This window comes from Nocardia sp. NPDC051911 (assembly GCF_040681035.1).
Classification (GTDB): Bacteria; Actinomycetota; Actinomycetes; order Mycobacteriales; family Mycobacteriaceae; genus Nocardia; species Nocardia sichangensis.
Window position 1 is genome coordinate 100,584 of record NZ_JBFAXY010000023.1, and the last position, 18,353, is coordinate 118,936.

At 65.8% G+C, this 18,353-nt stretch carries 20 protein-coding genes, 2 tRNA genes and 3 pseudogenes; 11 read left to right on the plus strand and 14 right to left on the minus strand.

All coding sequences use genetic code 11. The annotated features are described in order from the left end of the window. Positions 1–33 precede the first annotated feature (33 nt). Together AB0L97_RS25915 and AB0L97_RS25920 are read right to left on the minus strand one after the other, a co-directional pair. Positions 34–714 (minus strand): dihydrofolate reductase family protein, encoded by a 681-nt coding sequence (locus AB0L97_RS25915; RefSeq protein WP_355073390.1) that lies wholly within the window; start codon positions 712–714, stop codon positions 34–36. Further along, a complete protein-coding gene (locus AB0L97_RS25920; protein ID WP_355073392.1) occupies positions 711–1,355 on the minus strand; it encodes an aminodeoxychorismate/anthranilate synthase component II in 645 nt (214 codons plus the stop codon). Before AB0L97_RS25920 ends, AB0L97_RS25915 begins: the two co-directional genes overlap by 4 nt. A gap of 97 nt (positions 1,356–1,452) precedes the next feature. Here AB0L97_RS25920 and crgA point away from each other — a divergent pair, with 97 nt between their 5' ends. Together crgA and AB0L97_RS25930 are read left to right on the plus strand one after the other, a co-directional pair. Beyond that, the gene (crgA, locus tag AB0L97_RS25925; protein WP_039803465.1) at positions 1,453–1,716 is read left to right on the plus strand and encodes a cell division protein CrgA; all 264 of its coding nucleotides are present in this window, start codon (positions 1,453–1,455) and stop codon (positions 1,714–1,716) included. 89 nt (positions 1,717–1,805) lie between these two features. Next, positions 1,806–2,291, plus strand: coding sequence for a PH domain-containing protein (locus AB0L97_RS25930; protein ID WP_355073394.1), 486 nt, complete (start codon positions 1,806–1,808; stop codon positions 2,289–2,291). Positions 2,292–2,357: 66 nt separating this feature from the next. Here the strand turns inward: AB0L97_RS25930 and AB0L97_RS25935 are convergent, their stop codons facing one another. Beyond that, positions 2,358–3,230: a rhomboid family intramembrane serine protease gene (locus tag AB0L97_RS25935; protein ID WP_356963241.1), complete on the minus strand. Its 873-nt coding sequence runs from the start codon at positions 3,228–3,230 to the stop codon at positions 2,358–2,360. A gap of 4 nt (positions 3,231–3,234) precedes the next feature. Next, positions 3,235–3,762 (minus strand): peptidylprolyl isomerase, encoded by a 528-nt coding sequence (locus tag AB0L97_RS25940; protein WP_356963240.1) that lies wholly within the window; start codon positions 3,760–3,762, stop codon positions 3,235–3,237. A 106-nt stretch (positions 3,763–3,868) separates the two neighbouring features. Here AB0L97_RS25940 and AB0L97_RS25945 point away from each other — a divergent pair, with 106 nt between their 5' ends. After that, the gene (locus AB0L97_RS25945) at positions 3,869–4,081 is read left to right on the plus strand and encodes a hypothetical protein (RefSeq protein WP_355073399.1); all 213 of its coding nucleotides are present in this window, start codon (positions 3,869–3,871) and stop codon (positions 4,079–4,081) included. 15 nt (positions 4,082–4,096) lie between these two features. Here AB0L97_RS25945 and AB0L97_RS25950 read toward each other — a convergent pair whose 3' ends face one another. The 3 genes from AB0L97_RS25950 to AB0L97_RS25960 all read right to left on the minus strand — a co-directional run bounded on the left by AB0L97_RS25950 (position 4,097) and on the right by AB0L97_RS25960 (position 7,712). Further along, positions 4,097–4,945 (minus strand): ABC transporter permease, encoded by an 849-nt coding sequence (locus tag AB0L97_RS25950; protein ID WP_364434163.1) that lies wholly within the window; start codon positions 4,943–4,945, stop codon positions 4,097–4,099. Beyond that, positions 4,942–5,943 (minus strand): ATP-binding cassette domain-containing protein, encoded by a 1,002-nt coding sequence (locus tag AB0L97_RS25955; protein WP_364434166.1) that lies wholly within the window; start codon positions 5,941–5,943, stop codon positions 4,942–4,944. Before AB0L97_RS25955 ends, AB0L97_RS25950 begins: the two co-directional genes overlap by 4 nt. Before the next feature lie 830 nt (positions 5,944–6,773). Then, entirely contained in the window at positions 6,774–7,712 is a 939-nt protein-coding gene (locus AB0L97_RS25960; protein ID WP_364434169.1) for an acyl-CoA dehydrogenase family protein, read from the minus strand. Positions 7,713–7,936: 224 nt separating this feature from the next. Here AB0L97_RS25960 and AB0L97_RS25965 point away from each other — a divergent pair, with 224 nt between their 5' ends. Together AB0L97_RS25965 and AB0L97_RS25970 are read left to right on the plus strand one after the other, a co-directional pair. Then, positions 7,937–8,641, plus strand: coding sequence for a YoaK family protein (locus AB0L97_RS25965; RefSeq protein WP_364434172.1), 705 nt, complete (start codon positions 7,937–7,939; stop codon positions 8,639–8,641). Positions 8,642–8,685: 44 nt separating this feature from the next. Beyond that, the gene (locus AB0L97_RS25970) at positions 8,686–9,870 is read left to right on the plus strand and encodes a hypothetical protein (protein ID WP_364434175.1); all 1,185 of its coding nucleotides are present in this window, start codon (positions 8,686–8,688) and stop codon (positions 9,868–9,870) included. A gap of 34 nt (positions 9,871–9,904) precedes the next feature. Here AB0L97_RS25970 and AB0L97_RS25975 read toward each other — a convergent pair whose 3' ends face one another. The 4 genes and pseudogenes from AB0L97_RS25975 to AB0L97_RS25990 form a co-directional block, all read right to left on the minus strand. Continuing rightward, positions 9,905–10,369, minus strand: coding sequence for a C40 family peptidase (locus tag AB0L97_RS25975; RefSeq protein ID WP_356963494.1), 465 nt, complete (start codon positions 10,367–10,369; stop codon positions 9,905–9,907). Positions 10,370–11,047: 678 nt separating this feature from the next. After that, the gene (locus tag AB0L97_RS25980; RefSeq protein WP_355073410.1) at positions 11,048–11,839 is read right to left on the minus strand and encodes a hypothetical protein; all 792 of its coding nucleotides are present in this window, start codon (positions 11,837–11,839) and stop codon (positions 11,048–11,050) included. Continuing rightward, a pseudogene (locus AB0L97_RS25985) lies at positions 11,839–12,531 on the minus strand (ParA family protein); the annotation flags it as partial. The pseudogene AB0L97_RS25985 and the gene AB0L97_RS25980, both read right to left, overlap by 1 nt. Before the next feature lie 350 nt (positions 12,532–12,881). Further along, positions 12,882–12,954, minus strand: a tRNA-Ala gene (locus tag AB0L97_RS25990). A gap of 195 nt (positions 12,955–13,149) precedes the next feature. Between AB0L97_RS25990 and AB0L97_RS25995 the strand changes: the two are divergent. Beyond that, positions 13,150–13,353, plus strand: a pseudogene (locus AB0L97_RS25995) (hypothetical protein); the annotation flags it as partial. Between the two features lie 108 nt (positions 13,354–13,461). After that, a tRNA-Ala gene (locus tag AB0L97_RS26000) sits at positions 13,462–13,534 on the plus strand. Between the two features lie 62 nt (positions 13,535–13,596). Here the strand turns inward: AB0L97_RS26000 and AB0L97_RS26005 are convergent. After that, complete coding sequence (locus tag AB0L97_RS26005) at positions 13,597–13,857, minus strand: LppP/LprE family lipoprotein (RefSeq protein WP_355073414.1); 261 nt, start codon at positions 13,855–13,857, stop codon at positions 13,597–13,599. Between the two features lie 895 nt (positions 13,858–14,752). Between AB0L97_RS26005 and AB0L97_RS26010 the strand changes: the two genes are divergently transcribed. The 3 genes from AB0L97_RS26010 (at position 14,753) to AB0L97_RS26020 (ending at position 16,717) form a co-directional block, all read left to right on the plus strand. Continuing rightward, on the plus strand, positions 14,753–14,968 hold the full coding sequence (locus AB0L97_RS26010) for a hypothetical protein (RefSeq protein WP_355073416.1): 216 nt from the start codon (positions 14,753–14,755) through the stop codon (positions 14,966–14,968). A gap of 154 nt (positions 14,969–15,122) precedes the next feature. After that, positions 15,123–15,314 carry a hypothetical protein gene (locus AB0L97_RS26015; protein ID WP_355073417.1) on the plus strand — a complete coding sequence of 64 codons (192 nt, stop codon included), beginning with the start codon at positions 15,123–15,125 and terminating at the stop codon, positions 15,312–15,314. A gap of 659 nt (positions 15,315–15,973) precedes the next feature. Continuing rightward, a complete protein-coding gene (locus AB0L97_RS26020) occupies positions 15,974–16,717 on the plus strand; it encodes a hypothetical protein (protein ID WP_364434256.1) in 744 nt (247 codons plus the stop codon). Positions 16,718–16,822: 105 nt separating this feature from the next. On the opposite strand, the pseudogene AB0L97_RS26025 reads toward AB0L97_RS26020, so the two are convergent. Further along, positions 16,823–16,933, minus strand: a pseudogene (locus AB0L97_RS26025) (ATP-dependent DNA ligase); the annotation flags it as partial. Positions 16,934–16,982: 49 nt separating this feature from the next. Here AB0L97_RS26025 and AB0L97_RS26030 point away from each other — a divergent pair. Further along, positions 16,983–17,165, plus strand: a complete 183-nt coding sequence (locus AB0L97_RS26030; RefSeq protein ID WP_364434182.1) for a hypothetical protein — start codon at positions 16,983–16,985, stop codon at positions 17,163–17,165. Between the two features lie 87 nt (positions 17,166–17,252). Here the strand turns inward: AB0L97_RS26030 and AB0L97_RS26035 are convergent, their stop codons facing one another. Continuing rightward, positions 17,253–18,215 carry a ferritin-like domain-containing protein gene (locus AB0L97_RS26035; RefSeq protein WP_364434185.1) on the minus strand — a complete coding sequence of 321 codons (963 nt, stop codon included), beginning with the start codon at positions 18,213–18,215 and terminating at the stop codon, positions 17,253–17,255. Positions 18,216–18,353 lie beyond the last annotated feature (138 nt).

Below are 18,353 nucleotides of genomic sequence, written 5' to 3' on the forward strand. Positions count from 1 at the left end.
TGCGTCGCCCCTTTGTCGTGGCACGACCCGCCGTCAGATCCGGTCGGCCTTCGGCAGATACCGCAGCACGGCGACATCGCCGACTTGCGTCACGCCCGCCAGCCGCATCCTGCGGTGGGGCGCCCCCGGGAAATCGGCCGGGTCGAGGAAGCGCGGAGCCGCGACGTCACCCACCAGGATCGGGGCCACCGCAAGGTGCAGTTCGTCGGCCAGATCGGCGGCGAGGAACGCGGTATGGATGCGGGTGCCGCCCTCCACCATGAGACGGTCGACGCCCCGGCGGCCCAGATCGTCCAACAGCGCACCGAAGTCGAGTTCGGTGCCGAGATCCACCACATCGGCCAGTCCGCTCAGCCGGGTGGTGAGCTTCGCCGCACCCGCCGCGGTGGTGTAGACGAGCTTGCCGCCGCCGTGGTGCCAGAACCGCAGTTCGGGATCGAGCTCGCCGCTCGCGGAGACCGTGACCTTCAACGGATACTCCGGCTTGCCCGCGGCGAGGCGGGCCGCCCTGCGCTCGGCGCTGCCGACGAGCAGTCGCGGATTGTCGCTGCGCAGGGTCTGCGCTCCGATCAGAATGGCATCGGAGTCCGCGCGGACTTGGTCGACCCGATCGAAGTCCGCCGCGTCGGACAAGTGCAGCCGCTCGGGGCTCGCGTCGTCGATGTACCCGTCGATACTCGTCGCGACCGACAGGAGCACATGCGGACGGGTCACTGCAGCACCAGCGCGGCGACCTCCGCCTCCAGCGTCTGCACCAACCCTTCGGCGGGACGCTCACCGCACACGCCCAACCAGTTCGCCAGCATTCGGTGCCCGCCCTGGGTGAGCACCGATTCCGGGTGGAACTGCACACCGTGGATGGGCAAGGTGCGATGCCGCATCGCCATCACGATCCCGCTCTCGGTGCGCCCGAGCACCTCGATCTCCTCCGGCAGGGTGTCCTCGAGCACGGTGAGGGAGTGGTACCGCGTGGCGGTGAACGGGTCGGAAAGACCGGCCAGCACGCCGGCGCCGATGTGGAAGACCTCGCTCGTCTTCCCGTGCAGCAACTCGGGAGCCCTGGTGACGGTGGCGCCGAAGGCCTCGCCGATCGCCTGATGGCCGAGGCACACGCCCAGCAGCGGGACATTTTCTTCCGCGCAGGCGCGCACCAACGGGATACTGGCGCCCGCACGGTCCGGAGTGCCGGGGCCTGGACTGATCAGAATGCCGTCGAAGTCACGGACCACCGCCGCGACGTCGGCCAGATTCGGATCGTCGTTACGCCAGACGACCGCGTCGACACCCAGTTGACCGAGGTACTGCACCAGGTTGAAGACGAAGCTGTCGTAATTGTCGACGACCAGAACACGCATGGCATCGAGATTACGTGCCCGCACGGCACCGCGTCGCATCCATTACCTGTTGGGATAGCCTAGAGACCACGACCTGCACGCCGAATACGAGGACGTCATGCCCAAGTCGAAGGTCCGTAAGAAGACCGACTATACGATCAACCCCGCCAGCCGGACGCCGGTGAAGGTGAAGGCCGGGCCGTCGCCGGTCTGGTATGTCGCCATCATGCTCGGATTCATGCTCGCTGGGCTGGCCTGGCTGCTCGTCTACTACTTGGCGGCCGAGCAGATCAGCTGGATGAACGATCTCAACGCCTGGAACTTCCTGATCGGCTTCGGTCTGATGGTGGTGGGCCTGATCATGACGATGCGCTGGCGCTGAGCGGCGACATCGCGCAGATTACAGACGTGTCATTCATGCACACCTGTGGATGAGCCTGTGGACAACTCGAGGAGCGATTGGGGAGTGCCGTGAGTTCGGAGTCCGCGGTCCCCGGCTCGCCGGACCATGACGAGCCGGGCCTGGTCTGGACAACGCCGACCTCCGCGCTCGTCGCGGTCGCCGCGGGCGGCGTCGCGTTGGCCGTCGCGGCGGTGGTCACCAACGAGGCGGCGAGCCGCCTGCTCGTAGGACTGGCAGCGGCCGGATTGCTCGCCCTCGCCGCGCTCGGGTTCCGGCAACGCCCGCGACTGTCCGTGGTGCCCGGCGCACAACCACGCATGGTCGTCCGCACTCTGACGGGACCTGACGAATACACCCCCGAGCAAATCGTGCGCGCCCGTGTGGTGAGCTACCGCCGTCTCGGGCGGAAGATGCCGATGCTGGAACTCGACGTCCAGCACGACGGAGTGGACCGGCTGCTGATCTTCGGCCGCTGGGATCTGGGCGCCAATCCCGAGTTCGTATATCAAGACCTGGTCGAAGCCCTGCGGCTCACCCAGGACAAGACCCGCTGACGACGCTGCGGCCGGGACATTCGGCAAACCCGGCCGCGAATGTTTCACGTGAAGCGAATCCCGCTGTCAGGCAGTCGAAGTGATCGCGCCCACAGCCACCAGCCCCAGCGCCGCGAACGCGACGAGCGCCACCGCGATCCAGCCGACCGTCCGTGCCGCTTGCGGAGTGCGCACTCGCAGCCAACCCGGCAGGAACAGAATGCCGAGCGTGGCGACGGTGCCCGCGGCCAGACCGCCGAGATGACCCCAGAGCGAGATGCCGGGCAGTGAGAGGCTGATGAAGACGTTGATGCCGATGATGATCAGCATCTGATTCGGGTTCTGCCGCAACCGGAGCAGAATGATCGTGATCGCACCGAACAGGCCGTACACCGCGCCCGACGCACCCGCCGTGAGACTGTTCTGGGACAACAGCATGACCCCGGCGGCCCCGCCGAGCAACGAGACCAGGTACACCGCCAGGTAGCGCAGCCGGCCCAGCACCAATTCGGCATCCCGGCCCACCACATACAGCGCGAACATGTTCAGCAGCAGGTGGATGGGGCCGTAGTGCAGGAACCCGGAACCGAGCACCCGCCACCATTCGCCGTCCGCGACCGCCGGTGCGAACAGCACCCAATCGAAGAACAGCGCGGAGCCACGCTGGTTGTCCATCAGGCTCTTGGCCTGCGCCGCGGTGATCGCGTAGATCACCACGTTGATCGCGATCAGCGCATAGGTCACATAAGGTGCGGACATCCGGGGCGCTGCCGCGCCCGAGACCGTCCGCACCGGCGCGACGTCGCGCTGATCCGCGCGCAGACAGTCGACACAGTGCTGACCGACGGCCGCGGGTCGCAGGCACTCCGCACAGGACGGCCGCCCGCACCGCGTGCAGGCCAGGCCGGTCGGGCGATTCGGATGGCGGACGCAGGTGGGTGCGGGCGGCTGGGGGTTCATAGTCTCATTCGATCGTGATCTTGGTGATGACGACGGGCTCCACGGGCCGGTCGTTGCGATCGGTCCTGGTGGTCGCGATGGCGTCGACGACCTTCCGGGATTCCGGGTCCACGACTTCACCGAAGATGGTGTGCTTGCGGTTGAGGTGCGGCTGCGGTCGAACGGTGATGAAGAACTGGGAGCCGTTGGTGCCGGGCCCCGCGTTGGCCATCGCCAACAGGTAGCCACGGTCGAACCGCAGCTCGGGGTGGAACTCGTCACCGAATTCGTATCCGGGGCCGCCGCGACCGGTCCCGGTGGGATCGCCACCCTGAATCATGAAACCGGCCATCACGCGATGGAACAGGGCGCCGTCATAGAACGGGCCGCTGTTGCCTCCGCTGGCGTTCGCGGTGGTGTAGGGAGCAGAACCGTCGGCGAGACCTAGGAAGTTGCGGACCGTCTTGGGCGCGTGGTTACCGAAAAGCGCGAGCTTGATATCGCCGTGATTCGTGTGCAGCGTTGCCACGGATGTCTGATTCGGTGAGGTCACGCCGCCCATCGTGCCACGGTCGGCGACGCGGCCGCGGAACTGGGCCGGACCGTGCTGTGAGCTGGGCCTCCTGCGCGAATCACCGGGCTGTGCATAGAGTGGTCCAATGACCTCTGGGCGCCTGCATGTCTCGTCGCGTTCACGTAATCGGCTCCTTCTCGCCGCCGCCGTCGCGCTGGCGGGTGGCGTGGCCTATCTGGCCCGCACCCGGCGGCCGCAGCCGCCGGAACCCGCGCCCGCGCCGCCGCGCATCGGATACTCCCGCAACGGCTCCACGCCGACTCCATTGGCGGAGACCGGCGTGGAGACCGAGCACTGACGAGACAGCGGCGGATCAGCGACTGACCGTCTTCCTGTACTGGCGCAGGGCCAGCGGCACGAACACCACCAGGATCACCACCACCCAGGCCAGCGAAGTGATCACCGGGTGCTGCAACGACCAGGCATCCGGCGTCGGCGCGAGCGGACTCGTGTTCCCGAACAGCTCACGCGTCGCCTGGGTCAACGCGGACACCGGGTTCCATTCCGCGATCACCCGCAGGACGGTGGGCAGTTTCTCGCTGGGGACGAACGTGTTGGCGATGAACGTGAGCGGGAAGATCACCATGAAGCTGGCGTTGTTGAACACCTCCGGCGCACGCACCAGCAGCCCGACCACGGCCATGATCCAGGACACCGCGTAGGCGAACAGCAGCAACAGGATGTAGGCCAGCACCGCGTCCAGGAACGAACCGCGGATGCGCCAACCCACGAGCAGACCGGTCAGCGACATGACGGTCAGGCTGACCACGTTGATCACCACATCGCTGATCGTGCGGCCGACCAGCACCGCCGACGAGGCCATCGGCAGCGAGCGGAATCGGTCGATGATGCCCTTCTGCATGTCCTCGGCCAGCCCGGCGCCGGTGAAGGTCGCACCGAACACTACGGTCTGCGCGAAGATGCCCGCGATGAGGAACTCGCGATATCCGCCGGAGAGGCCTGGGACGTCGATGGCCGCGCCGAAGACATAGGCGAACAGCAGCACGAACATGATCGGCGAGAGCGTGGAGAAGATCAGGACGTCGGGGACCCGCTTGATCTTGATGACGTTGCGTTTCGCGATGGTCACACTGTCGCTGACCACAATGGACAGTCGCGCGCCCAGCGAGGGCCTGCCCAGGACCGGGGCGGTGGCGGTCATCGGATCGTTCCTTCCGTAGCTCCCAGCTCGTCGTTCACCGCGTCACCGGCGGCGATCGCCTCCGCCTCATGACCGGTGAGGGTGAGGAAGACGTCGTCCAGCGACGGGCGGCGCAGACCTACGTCGTGGATCTGCACGCTGTGCTCGGCCAGCCGCCCCACTGCCTCCACCAGTGCCTGCGACCCGTCGGAGACCGGGACGATGATCCGGCGCAACCCTGGTTCCAGATGAATCTCCCCGTCCGCCAAACTCTTCAGCGCGGCCTCGGCCGTCGCGAGATTGTCCACGCGATCGACGGTCAACTCGATGCGGTCGCCGCCGACCATGGTCTTGAGTTCGTCCGCGGTGCCCTTGGCGATCACCTTGCCGTGGTCGATCACCGCGATCGAATCGGCGAGCCGATCCGCCTCCTCCATGTACTGGGTGGTGAGCAGCAACGTTGTCCCACCCGCGACCAATTCCTCGATCACGTCCCAAAGATCCAGGCGCGCACGAGGGTCCAGTCCGGTGGTGGGCTCGTCGAGGAACAGCACGGGAGGGTTCGCGACCAACGCGCCCGCCAGATCGAGGCGACGGCGCATGCCGCCGGAGTAACCCTTGACCGGACGGTCCGCGGCGTCGGTGAGCCGGAATCGTTCGAGCAATTCGCGCGCGCGTTCCTTACTTCGCTGCACCCCCATGTGATAAAGACGTCCCACCATTTCCAAATTCTCGAAACCGGTGAGGTATTCGTCGACCGCGGCATACTGTCCCGACGCCCCGATGCGGGAACGCAACGTCTGCGGATCGCGCAGCACATCGATTCCGGCGACCGTCGCGCGTCCGGCATCCGGCACCAGCAGAGTGGTGAACACGCGGACGGTGGTGGTCTTGCCTGCGCCATTGGGTCCGAGCAGTGCGGTGACGGTGCCTTCCGGGACTCGCAGATCGAGTCCGTCGAGGGCCACCAGCTGGCCGTATCGTTTGACCAGACCCTCGGCGACTATTGCGTCGGGCATGATTCTCCTGAAGTTGACGAGTTCGATGCGAATGAGTGCGACCCCAGGAGCCCCGGGCGCCGATCAATTCGCTGGATCGGATCACCGGCCGATACTCGGCACAGTATCGTCCCGCTCGCCGACAATTTCATCCGATTTGTTTCCGGAGACCTGTCTGCCCCGGAAGGACGACTCGTGCAACGCGAGAAGGCCGCATTCCGATCCGGTCGGTGCTCGGGGGTACCGGATCGGAATGCGACCGGTTCGATGATCCCGCGCGCACGGGTACCCGAGCGCGCGTAGCGGACTACCCGAATCGCCGAGGACCCGTACTCGGATGACGGAAATTCGCATGCGCGTTGTCGCGGCGAGCGGGGTCGCTCCGCGCGAACGGTCCAGTCGGTGATCACGAACACATGTTCGCATCGGGGTACGACACATTCGGTCCATGCGCGCGGGCGGCACCACGCCCGGAATGGCGGACACGCCCGAACGTTCTCGTGGATTCCTTTCTTCGGCGACCGGTCGGCATGTTGTGCACAACGCGTATCCGCAGCAGGTCATGCTGCCGTACAGCCCTGGAAACGCTTGCTTTACAACACTTTTGGCAAACACTAAGCCAACAGGCGGGAATGGCGTTGGCGACCGAGGGGCCAGGGACAACTGCCATGCGGCATCCAGAAAGTAAGCCCACCCAAAAAAACTTGGAGCGCGGCCGTCCCCCCGCACACACAAACACACATCATCGAGTAGCATCGTTCTCGTCGGCCCCTCCCCCCCGGGCCGACCCTACGCGGGCCTCGGCTAACTCCCCCCCTTCGCCGAGGCCCGCTCCCCATTCTCAGACCAGGTCAGACCCCTGTTCCCGCTTGGTGGTCGCCCGGTTCCACCGCCCGCCACGCGGCGGCGAGGCGTTGCGCGCGCACGCGCCCGGCGGTGGCGAGCAGCGGCCGGTCACGCTCCCACCGCTGCCGTGTCACGGGGTCGGCGGACTGCCACAAAGGCTCGAGCTCGGCCAGCACGTCACCGAACGAATCGAAGACCCCGCCGAGGGCGATGTGCACCCCGGCAGCACCCGGCGCATCGATGTCCAGGCCGCGCACGGCGGCCACCAGTGTCAACAGTCGTTGCCGACTCGCGCGCGGCCACTGCGACACCCGAGCCACCCGCACCAGCCAGCCCAGCGTGGCGGCCAGCACGTGGATGTCCTCGATCGTCCGGAACGGCTTGAGGTAGTCCAGATATCCGTCACCGGGAAGCGGCAGCGCCGGCACGCCGGTCAGCACGACCGACGCGTGCGGGACCTCGGGCGCGAACGACAGCGCGGGATGATCGGTCAGGCGCACGCCTGGTTCCCCCGTCTCGACCGTGCAGGCGCGCAACCGGTTCCGCCCGTCCGGCGCCGTGCCGACACTGGCGATCACCACCAGCTGTCGGGCGTAAGAGCCCATGGTCGCGAACGACTTGGTGCCGTCGAGCAGCCAGACACCGTCGCGCTCGGTGAGCTTGGCGCGGATCGCGGCGGGGTGACCGCCGCCTTCCTCGGTGGCGCACATCGCGACCAGTTCGTCGTCCGGCAGGTCGGGAATCAGCGTCCGCAGCGCTTCCTGATAACCGGACAGGAAGGCGAACCCGAGCCGGTCGGCTCCGAAGCCGCCCGCGATCGACACCTCCACCGGCTGCTCGAAACGATTCGCCGCCACACGATGTCGCGTCCACGCCGCGGCGACGTCATCGAGCGGCGCGGCCGCCACCGGCTCGGTCAGCAGGAAGTCGAGCAGAGTATCCACCTCAGCACGGTAACCGAGCAGCGACTCGCTCGAGAGGGCTCGGTGCGGACGACGGCCCGCCGACCAGGGTGAAACGGCGCTTCGATATCGCGTGGGAGCATGCGTCGACGGAACGTGCCCGGAATGCCGGCGATCTATGAGCAACGGTCGGCCCTGCGTGGGCCGATTCCGTCGACGAGCCTGCTTGACTGAACTGCCGCGCCGTACCGGAAGGAGTTCGACCTGTGCCGGAACTGGAAGAAGATCGCAAGAAGGCACTTTTCGACTCCGAAGCCAGACTGTCCTGGGTGCTGGCGGCACTCGCCGGGCTGATCGGTGCGGCGGCGTTCATGCATACCGCCGGCTATTTCGTCACTTTCATGACGGGCAATACCGAACGGGCCGTCCTCGGGTACTTTCACGACGAATCGGACATGGGTTTGGCGGCCGCCGGATTGCTGATGTCCTTCCTGTCCGGTGTCGTGGTGGCCTCATGGTGCCGCAGACGCTACTGGTCCGGGCACCCGCACGGGCCCACTCTGCTCACCACTGTCTGCCTGGCGCTGGCCTCGGCCGTCGACCTGCTCGAATACCAGACGTCCAGCAAGCCGATCGGTCTGCTGCCGATCTTGTTCGTCGCCTTCGGCGTCGGCGCGCTCAACACATCGTTCGTCCGCAACGGTGAGGTCTCCATACCGCTCAGCTACGTCACCGGGACGCTCGTCAAGCTGGGGCAAGGTGTCGAACGCCACCTCAGCGGTGGCGACTACGCGGACTGGCTCGGGTACTTCCTGCTCTATGCCGGTTTCTCGCTCGGCGCGCTGCTCGGCGGACTGCTGAGCCTGCTGGTCGCCGGCTGGGCCATGCTGATCACCGCGACAGTCGTGTGCCTGCTCGTCACCGGCTACACCTATCTGCACCTGGATCGGCACGGTCCCCTCCCGCGGTAAGCCACCGCCGGGTGACCGCGGGACTTCGCGACTACCGTGGCCGCGTGCAGAATATCGAAGACGAAGCCGCCGCCTTCGCCGCGCTCGTCATGCAGCATCTGGCGGCGCTGGGCGAAACCGATGTCGAATACGAACCGGACGAGTTCGCGATACACGTCGGCGATCTGTTTCTCGACCTGCACAACATCTTTCGCGAAACGCGTGAGCTCGATGCCACGGAGCGCGATGCCCGGGTCGCACAGCACTGCGACGCTGTGCGTGAGCTACGCGCCCCCGCGCCGGGTTGGCCTTCGGTGCGGTCCATGCTGCGGCCGGTATTGCGTCCCAACAGCTTCGGCGCAGGCGTCGAACCGGAGTCGCGGCCGATCGCTCGCTCCGCGTTTCCATTCGTGGACGAGATGGTGGCCATCGATTTGCCCCACACCCGATCGATCGTCACCTACGCGTCGTTGCGCGAATGGGATGTGAGTCCCGAGGAGGTTTTCGCGGCGGCGCGCGAGAACCTCGGCGCGATAGTGAGTTTCACCGACATAGAGGAAGACGGCATCCTGCAATTCGTCGACGACGGCGACGGCTACTGCACATCATGGCCGCTGTTCCCCGGCTGGCTAGCCGGTTCCGGCTTCGGAACCCGACCACCTGTCGCCTTCATGCCCGATGTCGACACGCTCATCCTCGCGACCGGTGCGGACGATCTCGAGCCGATCTTCGAGGTGGTGGAAGAGCAGTACCGTGACGCGTCCCGGCCGGTCTCGCCACAGGGGTACACCGTGGACGACAGTGGCGCGGTCATTCCGCTCGATCGTTCGCCCGCGCACCGCCACCTGCCCGCCGTGCAGCGGGCCCGATGCGGTTTGGCGGTCACCGAATACGACGCGCAGGCTCAGATTCTCAATGAGATCGTCGAGCGCGATCTGGAATTCACGCCCTATGACCTCGAGTCCGCCTATGTCGGTTCGGTCATGTACGGCCATGGCGACAACGGTCCCTTCACGATCACCGTCTGGGGGGAGGGTGTCGACTACTTGCTCCCGGAGGCCGACTACGTCGCCTTCTGCCGTGACGACCGAGGTGAATTGGAGCGTCTTTTCGAGGTCCCGTTCGATGCTGTCGTGGGACTGACCGGCCTCACTCCGGTCCCGGATCTCTCACCTCGCCGCTACGAAATCCGCCACTGGCCGGATGCCGAGACGCTGGCCGCACTGGAAGCGGCGGCGGTCTCTCCCTGACCTGCGAACTGCGGTGCGGCTGCACCAAAGGGAATCAGAATCGGCGGGCGCCTGTCACCGGCATCGAGGAGAGGGGGGAAGTGGTCACGCCCGTGCCGTATGTCGATGCGTGGATGACTTTGCCGTCGCCTGCGTAGAGGGCGGAGTGGCTTCCGCCGTAGAACGAGACCATGTCGCCGGGACGCAGTTCGTCGAGCGGTACCGGCGTTCCGGCGGCGAGCTGGTCGTAGCTGGTGCGTGGCAGCTCCACGCCGGCCTGCTCGTAGGACCACTGCACCAGCCCGGAGCAATCGAAGGAGTCTGGGCCGACGGCGCCATAGCTGTAATCGGAACCGAGTTTGGTTCGTGCCGCGTCGACGGCCATCTCACCGGCGGTCCTCTGCGGAATCACCGCGGCGGGCGGAGTGGGCGCCCGAGGCATGATCTGCGGGAGGTCACCGAGGAAAGGGATCTCGATCTCCGGAAGCACGCCGATCAGTGGGATCTCGATCGCGGGCACAGTCGTCGGTAACGGCAGCTCGATTACGGGAATCTTCACCGAAACCGGGGACTCGATCGCCGGGCCGAGCGTGGCAGGCGCGATCTCGATCTGCGGAACCGGGGTACCCGCGATGTTCTCGATATCCGAGAACCCCGCGGTCACCGGAGATTCGGTGACGGGGAGTATGGCGTTGTTCAGGGGAATGTAGTCGGAAATCTCGAACGTTCCCACGCCCGGAATGGTCACCGGCTGGGCCGATGCCTCCCCTGCGTTGCACAACACGCCGATGAATGCGGCCGCTCCGGTGGCGAGTGCCCAGAGCACAGCACGTCGCAGGTAGCGGATATATCGGTCGTCGGTCGATGATGCCATGATGCGGTCCTCCGATGCTCATATCGCCGGCCTCCGGCGGAGCCATACGACGCCGCCATGCGTGGCGCGACGGACTTCACCAAAGACCTCGAATTGATTCGAAAACCATCACGGTGCTTCGTCAGTCCAGCGGATCCGATCCGAGTATTCACCTTTCGGCATAGTTTGCATCACGTAAAGCACAACACACCTTTATTTCCATAACGAAATAATAACTCGTTCCGGCACCCGCAACGATAATTCCGCGTCTCGCAATTCGTTCCCCTATACGCAATGACCCCGCAGGGAAAACATTCCGCTGCGGGGCCGTCGCCGACTGGGATTTCACGCGGTGATCTGTTCCTCGATCTGCTCGGCGATCGTACGGAGCTTGGCCGCGAACTCGCGCGCCGCGCGTGGGTCGTCGCTGGATCCTTTGACCACGCGCTTCGTCAGCGCCGCGAGCCGGGATTCCATGGCGGTGAAGATGTCGGCGGAGCGATCGGTCGGGTCGCCCGGCAGTTCGCCGCGCAGCCACGCTTGGAGACGCTCGACCACCACTTCTTCGTCATAGCGTTCGGGCAGCAGCGCCACCGCCTGCCGGAGCTTTCCCGCGGTGACCTTCACGTCGGCACCCGCCGCCACGGTGGTGTAGATGGTGACCGCAGCGTCTTCCCCGTATTCGGCCGCCACCGGCAGCAGTTCGCGGACCTGGCCCTCGTTGATCGCGGGCGCGACCGGCTGCAGCCGCGCGGCGAGCGGCCAAGCGCGAATCAGCTTGTGCGCGTATGACCGCTGCATATCCCACCGCTGTTCCACGTAGTCGTCGAACGTCTCGTGGCTGTCGCGGTAGAGCCTGCCGTCCCGCACGATCTGCAGCGCACGCCCGGCGGCCCAGAATGCGATCCGCAGCGTGTCGATCGACGACTCGCACGCCGTCAACTGCGCCCGTTCTCGGTCGCTCAGGGGTCCGTCACCCGCGTCCGGCACCGGCATGGTCAAGACATTCGGGCTCACGGCCGGCTTCGACCGCCGCCATTCGGCGTCGCGCAGCGGGGACACCGGTGGCGTGTGCTCGGCGCCGTCGGATAGCGGATTCGCCCCGCCGATCGAACCCTTCCTGCGTTGTGGAGGCATCAGGCAGGCACCTCCAGCAGGGCGCGATACGCGCTCAGCAGCTCGTCGCCCACCTTGCGGTACTCGCCCAAATCCTCGATCGGATTCTCGGCGCCCTCCCCCACCTCCCCGTCGGCCGCCTCCCGATACCATTTCCAGGCGCTCAAATAGGAATCGAATACGTCGTAGCCCGCGCTTTCCAAATGGCCCCGCTGCGCACGGTATTCGGTCGAGACATTGACGCCTTTCTTCATGATCACCGGGACTTTGGTCATCAGCACCCGCACCCGGATTTCCCGGTCGGTGTCGGCCGCCGCCTCCTCAGCGGCTTTGAACGTACTCGGCACGCGTTTGACTTCCGACGGGCTCACACTCGTCAACAGCAACAGCTCGTCGCTCTCCGGAACAGCGGCCTTGAAGATATCGGCCGACTCACCCCCGGCATCCACGATGATGACGTCGAAATCGGCGGCATTGTCCGTTATGCAGTCGCCGACATGCCGCGACGGGAACGCGACCAGATGGAACGGCACTTCGATCCCCCCCTTGACCAGCCGCCGGTACCAGGAGTAGCCGGTCTGGCTGAGCGGGTCGGCGTCGATCACCAGCACCCGCAGTTCGTGAACAGAAGCGAAGTAGCTCGCCAAGAAGAACGCTGATGTCGTTTTGCCGACACCGCCCTTGAGATTCCCCAGCGTGATGACCAGAGGTTCGGGCAATTCGAGTGGCGCAACAGAATTCGTCATTGACGTTCCTCCGAGGGTGAGGAGTGTATTACTGTGCCGGGCCAGTCTGGCACAGTATCGACGAATATCGTCTGATTGCGGCGCCTTGTCGCGGCTGTGCCGCTGCCGCTCTGTGTCCAATTGGACACAAAGGTTCCGGCTATCCGGCCGGAAATTTCACCACCCCGCCGGGACGGCGAGCCCGTGTTCCCGCTGCTGCCGACTCGAAATTCGTCGGGGGGACGCCCGTTATCCGTATCGGCCTCGAAGCTCGGGTGCGTACACCAACGCACCAGCGGTAGGCCGCCGCACCGGAACGAAGCGTTTCAGGTCATCAGTGGAGCCTAGGGGAATCGAACCCCTAACCCCTGCCTTGCAAAGGCAGTGCTCTGCCAATTGAGCTAAGGCCCCTCCCGGGATCAGCGGGTGGTCACCTCGTGCCACATGTCCGCGTCGCTGCGCTGGCGCAGCTTGGAGATGCCGAAGAGAACCAGAACCACGACACCGGCGGTGAGAAGAAGTTTCATGGTTTCCACCCTACTGCGGTGCCCGAAGCCCGCCCAGAAAGACCCGAGCCGGATCTCTGATGGATTCGTCAAGACTGAACAATGAGCCATGACGATCGTGGCCGGAGCCGCTCTGTGTCTCGGCCAGTTATTGCCCGATCACCCCGACCGTGACGACGCCGCCGCCACCGATCAGGTCATCGAAGACCTGCTTCGGATGTTCGGCGTTCTGGCCGACGAGGCGGACGAGATCTGCTCACGCCCCCTGCCTTCCCTCGCCGAGGTGCTCGAGCGCGCCGCCTGACCGGGCGTCACCCGGGGCGCGGCCGACGGCGCTCGGTTGACGCGACAACCTGCCGTTTTGACCATCTCAGCGGCGAGAAGGTAACGTTTTGCAGGCGTATGTACGCGCGGGGCCTTAGCTCAATTGGCAGAGCACTGCCTTTGCAAGGCAGGGGTTAGGGGTTCGATTCCCCTAGGCTCCACTCGTCGAAGGCTCATGCTCGAGGAGCGTGAGCCTTTTTCGTGTGGTTCCGGTGTGGACCGTTCAGTTCTCCGGCGGGAACTGCCCGTTCGCCTGCACGGTGGTGCCGTTCAGGGTGAATGTCACGACGCTCGGTCCTCCTTGCGGGCAGCACAGCGCGTCGTCCTTCAACGGCCAGCGGTACTGCACGGACACGGTGTCGCGGGTCTTGCCCAGAACTGTCGTGTACCCGTATGGCCGCGCGCTCGCGGTCCCGAGATACTTCCCGCCGGTGAAGAAGAGAACGTGTGTGCCGGGATGAATTCCCGGCCATTCCACAGTCATCCACGACAGCACCCCGGAACATCCTGCCGCGATGGGATCCTCGCTCGCCCCTTGGATCGTCCACGACCCGCCACCGGGCGGCGCGGCCAACGTGGCGACCGAGGACGCCGCGAGCGCCGAGTTGACGTCGAAGCACAGGCCGTGGCCGCTACCTTCCGGCGCCGACTGCGTAGCGGGAGACGAGGTCGCCGCAACGGATGGTTCCGGGACCGCGGTGGCCCCGGGAGCCGGTTGTTGCGCCGTCGCCGGCTGTGGCGCCCCTCCCGCTTGTGGTAACCCTCCCGGTTGTGGCGCCGCCCCCGGTTGTTCGCCGATCGCTGTTGTCCGCGTCGCCGCCGGACCCGCCGATGACGCGGTGGTCGTACTTCCCGCCGACGTCGCGGACCCGGCCGATGTGCTCGAGTCGGTCCCGCACGCGGCGGTTGCGACCACAACGGTGGCCGCGATCGACAGCACAGCCGATAGTCTGACGTTCATTGCGCACCCCTCGAAATTGCTGACCGAGCTTCGGTTTCGATATTCGTTCGGGCCGCGATCACCGGCGCGCCGAAGCGACGCGTGCGGCATCGCAGCGCGACGAATGTTCTTGTCCCTCAACTGTTGTCAGAGATGTCGGACCGACCGCCCGTGGTGTTACAGGGGTGCGTCCAGCGGGAGTCTCCGGTCTGAACAGCAAGTGCCGATACGCGGAGACATCTCGGGCACGCGCGAGCCCTCCAGGAAATCGCCCAGGCCCAGAACACCGTCCCGCAGGAGATCATTCTGGGCCGGCGCAGCGTTCGGAGGGCGAACGGTCGTTGGATAACACCGCTGTAACGGCGGAAGTGGAGCCGCCGATGGACTTGGCGGTACGCCTCGGCGGACCGAAAACCCAAGAGAGAAAGGAAGATTCGACATGACTCGAATCACTCGGCTCACCATCGGCGCACTTTTGACCGTGGCTGTGCTGGCACCTGCCGCAACCGCGCAGGCGGAGACTTCGCAGCCCACTCCGTCTGTGTCATCGATCGCCGCCGGCGACAGCGGCTCGGCGAGCGGTTCGTCGTCGGGAATCCTTTGCACCATCATCAAGCTGATGCTCATGAACCAGGGCCCCCAGTTCTGCCAGTAGAACCCCGAGAGCGCGGCCGGGATTTCGACGACCGACCGGCATGTGCGCAGGGCACCGGCGATTGCCGGACGACGGTGCCCCCGGCGGTCTCGCCCAGGCGACATGACCCCGCTCTCACATGAATCGCTACCAACCAACGTTTCAGGAGTTTCAGATGTCCACACTGCGTGGAATCCTCGTCGGCGCCCTGATCAGTGCCGCGACCCTTGTCGGCGCCGGCGCCGCCACGGCAGAACCCCTTCCGCTCGAGGCCTTCACCCCGGCACCGACCGACTCCGTCGCTGGCGGGCTTTGTGACGCACACCCCGCCCTCGCCTTGTGGTGCTTCATCAGCCAATCGGCGTAGAAGTCCTTGACGCATCAGCGCCGAGTAGGCGGTGCGGTATCGGCCCCTGGAGCGCGGGGTGAGGCAGCGGACGCGCCGGGTCTACAGGGAACGCGGCGAAGTTCGCTGAACGGCGGACGGCCGGTTGATGACGCAACGGTAGATCGGCTCGAGAGGACCGGAATGGCGCCTGACCTGGCACTGAGGGAGGTGGGCCTAGGAGGACTTGAACCTCCGCACCCCCCGACCGCCGAAACTGCTGGTCAAGGCGTCGAAACTTGGCTCTGCCAGCGGGTTTGAACCTCATCCCACGGCGTTTGGATACGTTTCGATACGTAAACATACACGTTCTTGGTGACGCCGTCACCAGGCGAAATGATGGCCCGGGATTGCGGATCGGTGACCGCGTCACCGGGTATCTCCCGCGTCTCTTAAGTCGCGATTGCCCCACGAAGGCGGGCCTCTCAGCTGTGGCAGACATGCTTCCTGCCCCGATCTGGTCGGGTCCAGCCGACTGAGTGACCCCGCTGCTCAGCCGCAACAGCTCGCCGTTGGCGAGCCCCCGCCTGGTCAAGCAGAGGCGCAACGGCACGGGAAGTGGGTTCCGCGCTGATGAGTGCGAACTGCGGCTGGCCATGAGACGGGAATTGACTCACCAGCCTGAAAGGAAGGACTCGTCGGTGAAGAAGCTCGTGATTAGCTCTCGACAGCAGGTCTCCGAGGGTGTTGGATACCCCACAGAGTTTTCGTTGCAGGTACCAACACCACAGACGCGCCGCTACAGCGCAACGGCCTGGGAGGGGGTTCCGCGTATGGACGATGTCGATCTGACGTGTCCGCACTGCCACCAACTCGACTTGGTGCAGAGTGTGCCCGCCTTGAAAGCCGACGGCGTCTCGACCAGCTTCGGCACGAACGTCTACTCCGGCGTCGGAGTCGCCTCGACTGGCTTGGTGCCGGTGTTCGGCACTGCCGCCGTCGAACGGACACACACCACCGCACTCGCCCACAGCCTTGCCCGCGAGCCTGCCCGTACCCCTGCTGGGTGGCTGACCTTCTTCTCGCTGGTGCTGCTCTTGCCAGCCATGTCATATCTCGTTCCGGGGATCTACGGTATCGCCCATCCCGTGCCCGGGGTCTCGCACGTGATTGCCGCCCTAGCCACGGTCGTCTTCTTCGGGGCGTTGGCGGCGCCTGGCGCTGTCCTGCTCACTGTCGCTGTGTGCCGTATTCGCCGCAACGGTAGAATCGTTCGGGGACGTCGTGACGCGCATGCGGTCTGGCAGGCCGGTTTCTACTGCCATCGGTGCGGTGTGGCGTTTTGGCCTCATTCTCCGGCACCGGGTGTTCCCGCTCGCCAGGCATTCGCCCCGCAGCACTTCCGCTGGTTGGTGTGGAATGCCGGTGGCTACGCCAACGCCTGATCTCCGGGGGTCGGCGACGGTCGCGTCGCAGAACCGGCAGCCAGCCATGACAGCTTCAGAACTGCCGGATGCGAACATCTCAGAGCGGTAGCCGTACACGCGGCACACCGCACGCATCCCATCCCACTTCATCTCGATCGCCCAACGGCCTGGCGCATCGGGCGGCCGACCAGGCGTCGCCAGCATCGGGGCAGGCACGGACACACCAAGCAGCATATCTGTGGCAAATATCGACTCGGTGGGATTGTTCGCTAGTCTCCGACTCGTGCAGTTCGAGGAAAACTCCCTGATCCACCTGGTCGCTGGTGGGATGAGTGTGTTCCGCATCGTTGAGATCGGCGTCGACGGTGACCCAACCAAGGCTCTCGTTCAAGCCGTCGATGACTCCCCCGGAACCTACCCATGGACGACTGATCTGACTCACGCTGTGCCCGCCGGACAGCCCTAGCCGCGCAAGGGCCATTCGCGCATCAGATCCGCCGTCGATGTCTTCTGTCTACTACCGGCCTGCTCCGCCGCTCGTGCCACACGATGCTCAGGTGAGTCCGGCGACTTCTTGGGCGATGGCCGCGAGCCGGGTTTGGGCGGCGGACACGACGCCGTGCCGGTTTTTGTGGGCTTCCTCGTAGGCGACGATCGCGCGGATGTCGGCGGGGTCGGTGAGTTCCTTGACCGCGGCGACGGCTTGGGAAACATTGAGGTATTCGTAATCGTCGACGGGCAGCTCGCCGGGCTCGAGCACGCCGGTGCTGCTGCGGATCGACCGCAGCGCGTCGGCGGCTATGTCGGCGCCTTCGCGGCGAGTGACCTGCTCAGCGGTCTCCAACGCCGCATCGCGGGAAGCCGACAGTGTCTTGACAGCGACATCCCCGGCACGTGCCCCCTGGGCAAGCAACCCGCCCAGGGCGGGTGGGGTGGCGCGCACGGTGTCCAGCGCCCGGTCCAGCCCGCGGGTCGACCAGGTGACCGGGAGGTTGAACAGCTTCACCGCCGTCCCGGCAGCGGCCTGCAAGGGGGTGCGGCGGAGCGCCGCCGGCCCACCAAGAGCGTCCTCGGCCAAGACGGTGGTCAGCCAGTCGACGGTCGCCGAATGCGCGGTGATCAGCCGCTGCGCCAACACCACCACCTCCGGCAGCTGCGCGGCGGTGGCCAGAGCCTTGATGTAGCGGGCGCGATCGACCAGTTGGTGTTCGAGAGCCAGGTCACCGAGCAGGGCCTCGTCGAACGGCAAAGCCTGCTCGACCATCGACTTGACCGCGGCGGCAGCCTGGCCAAGGAACGGACCAACCAGTTCCGGCACATCACCCAGCTCGCGAATGGTGGCCTCGATGGCCTCGGCGCGGGCGCGGGCGTTGTCGGCGTTCTCCGACAACTCTCGGCGCACCGCTTCGGTGCGGGCCTGAGCGATGCGGGTCTCGGCGACCTGGATCTCGGTGTTGGTCAGCGACAGCACAGCGCGGAGTTGCGCGAGCAAAGTCGTGGTGTCTGGAGTGCTCATTGCGGATCTCGTCCCTCCGGTGTCGACAGCATCGGGTCGGCGCAAAGGTGCACCACTGCCGGCGTTACCCAGCCCTACCAGCCAGTAACACCTCTTCGCTTGCTGCGAATGTGCGACCGGAGGTTCATGGGGGATGCT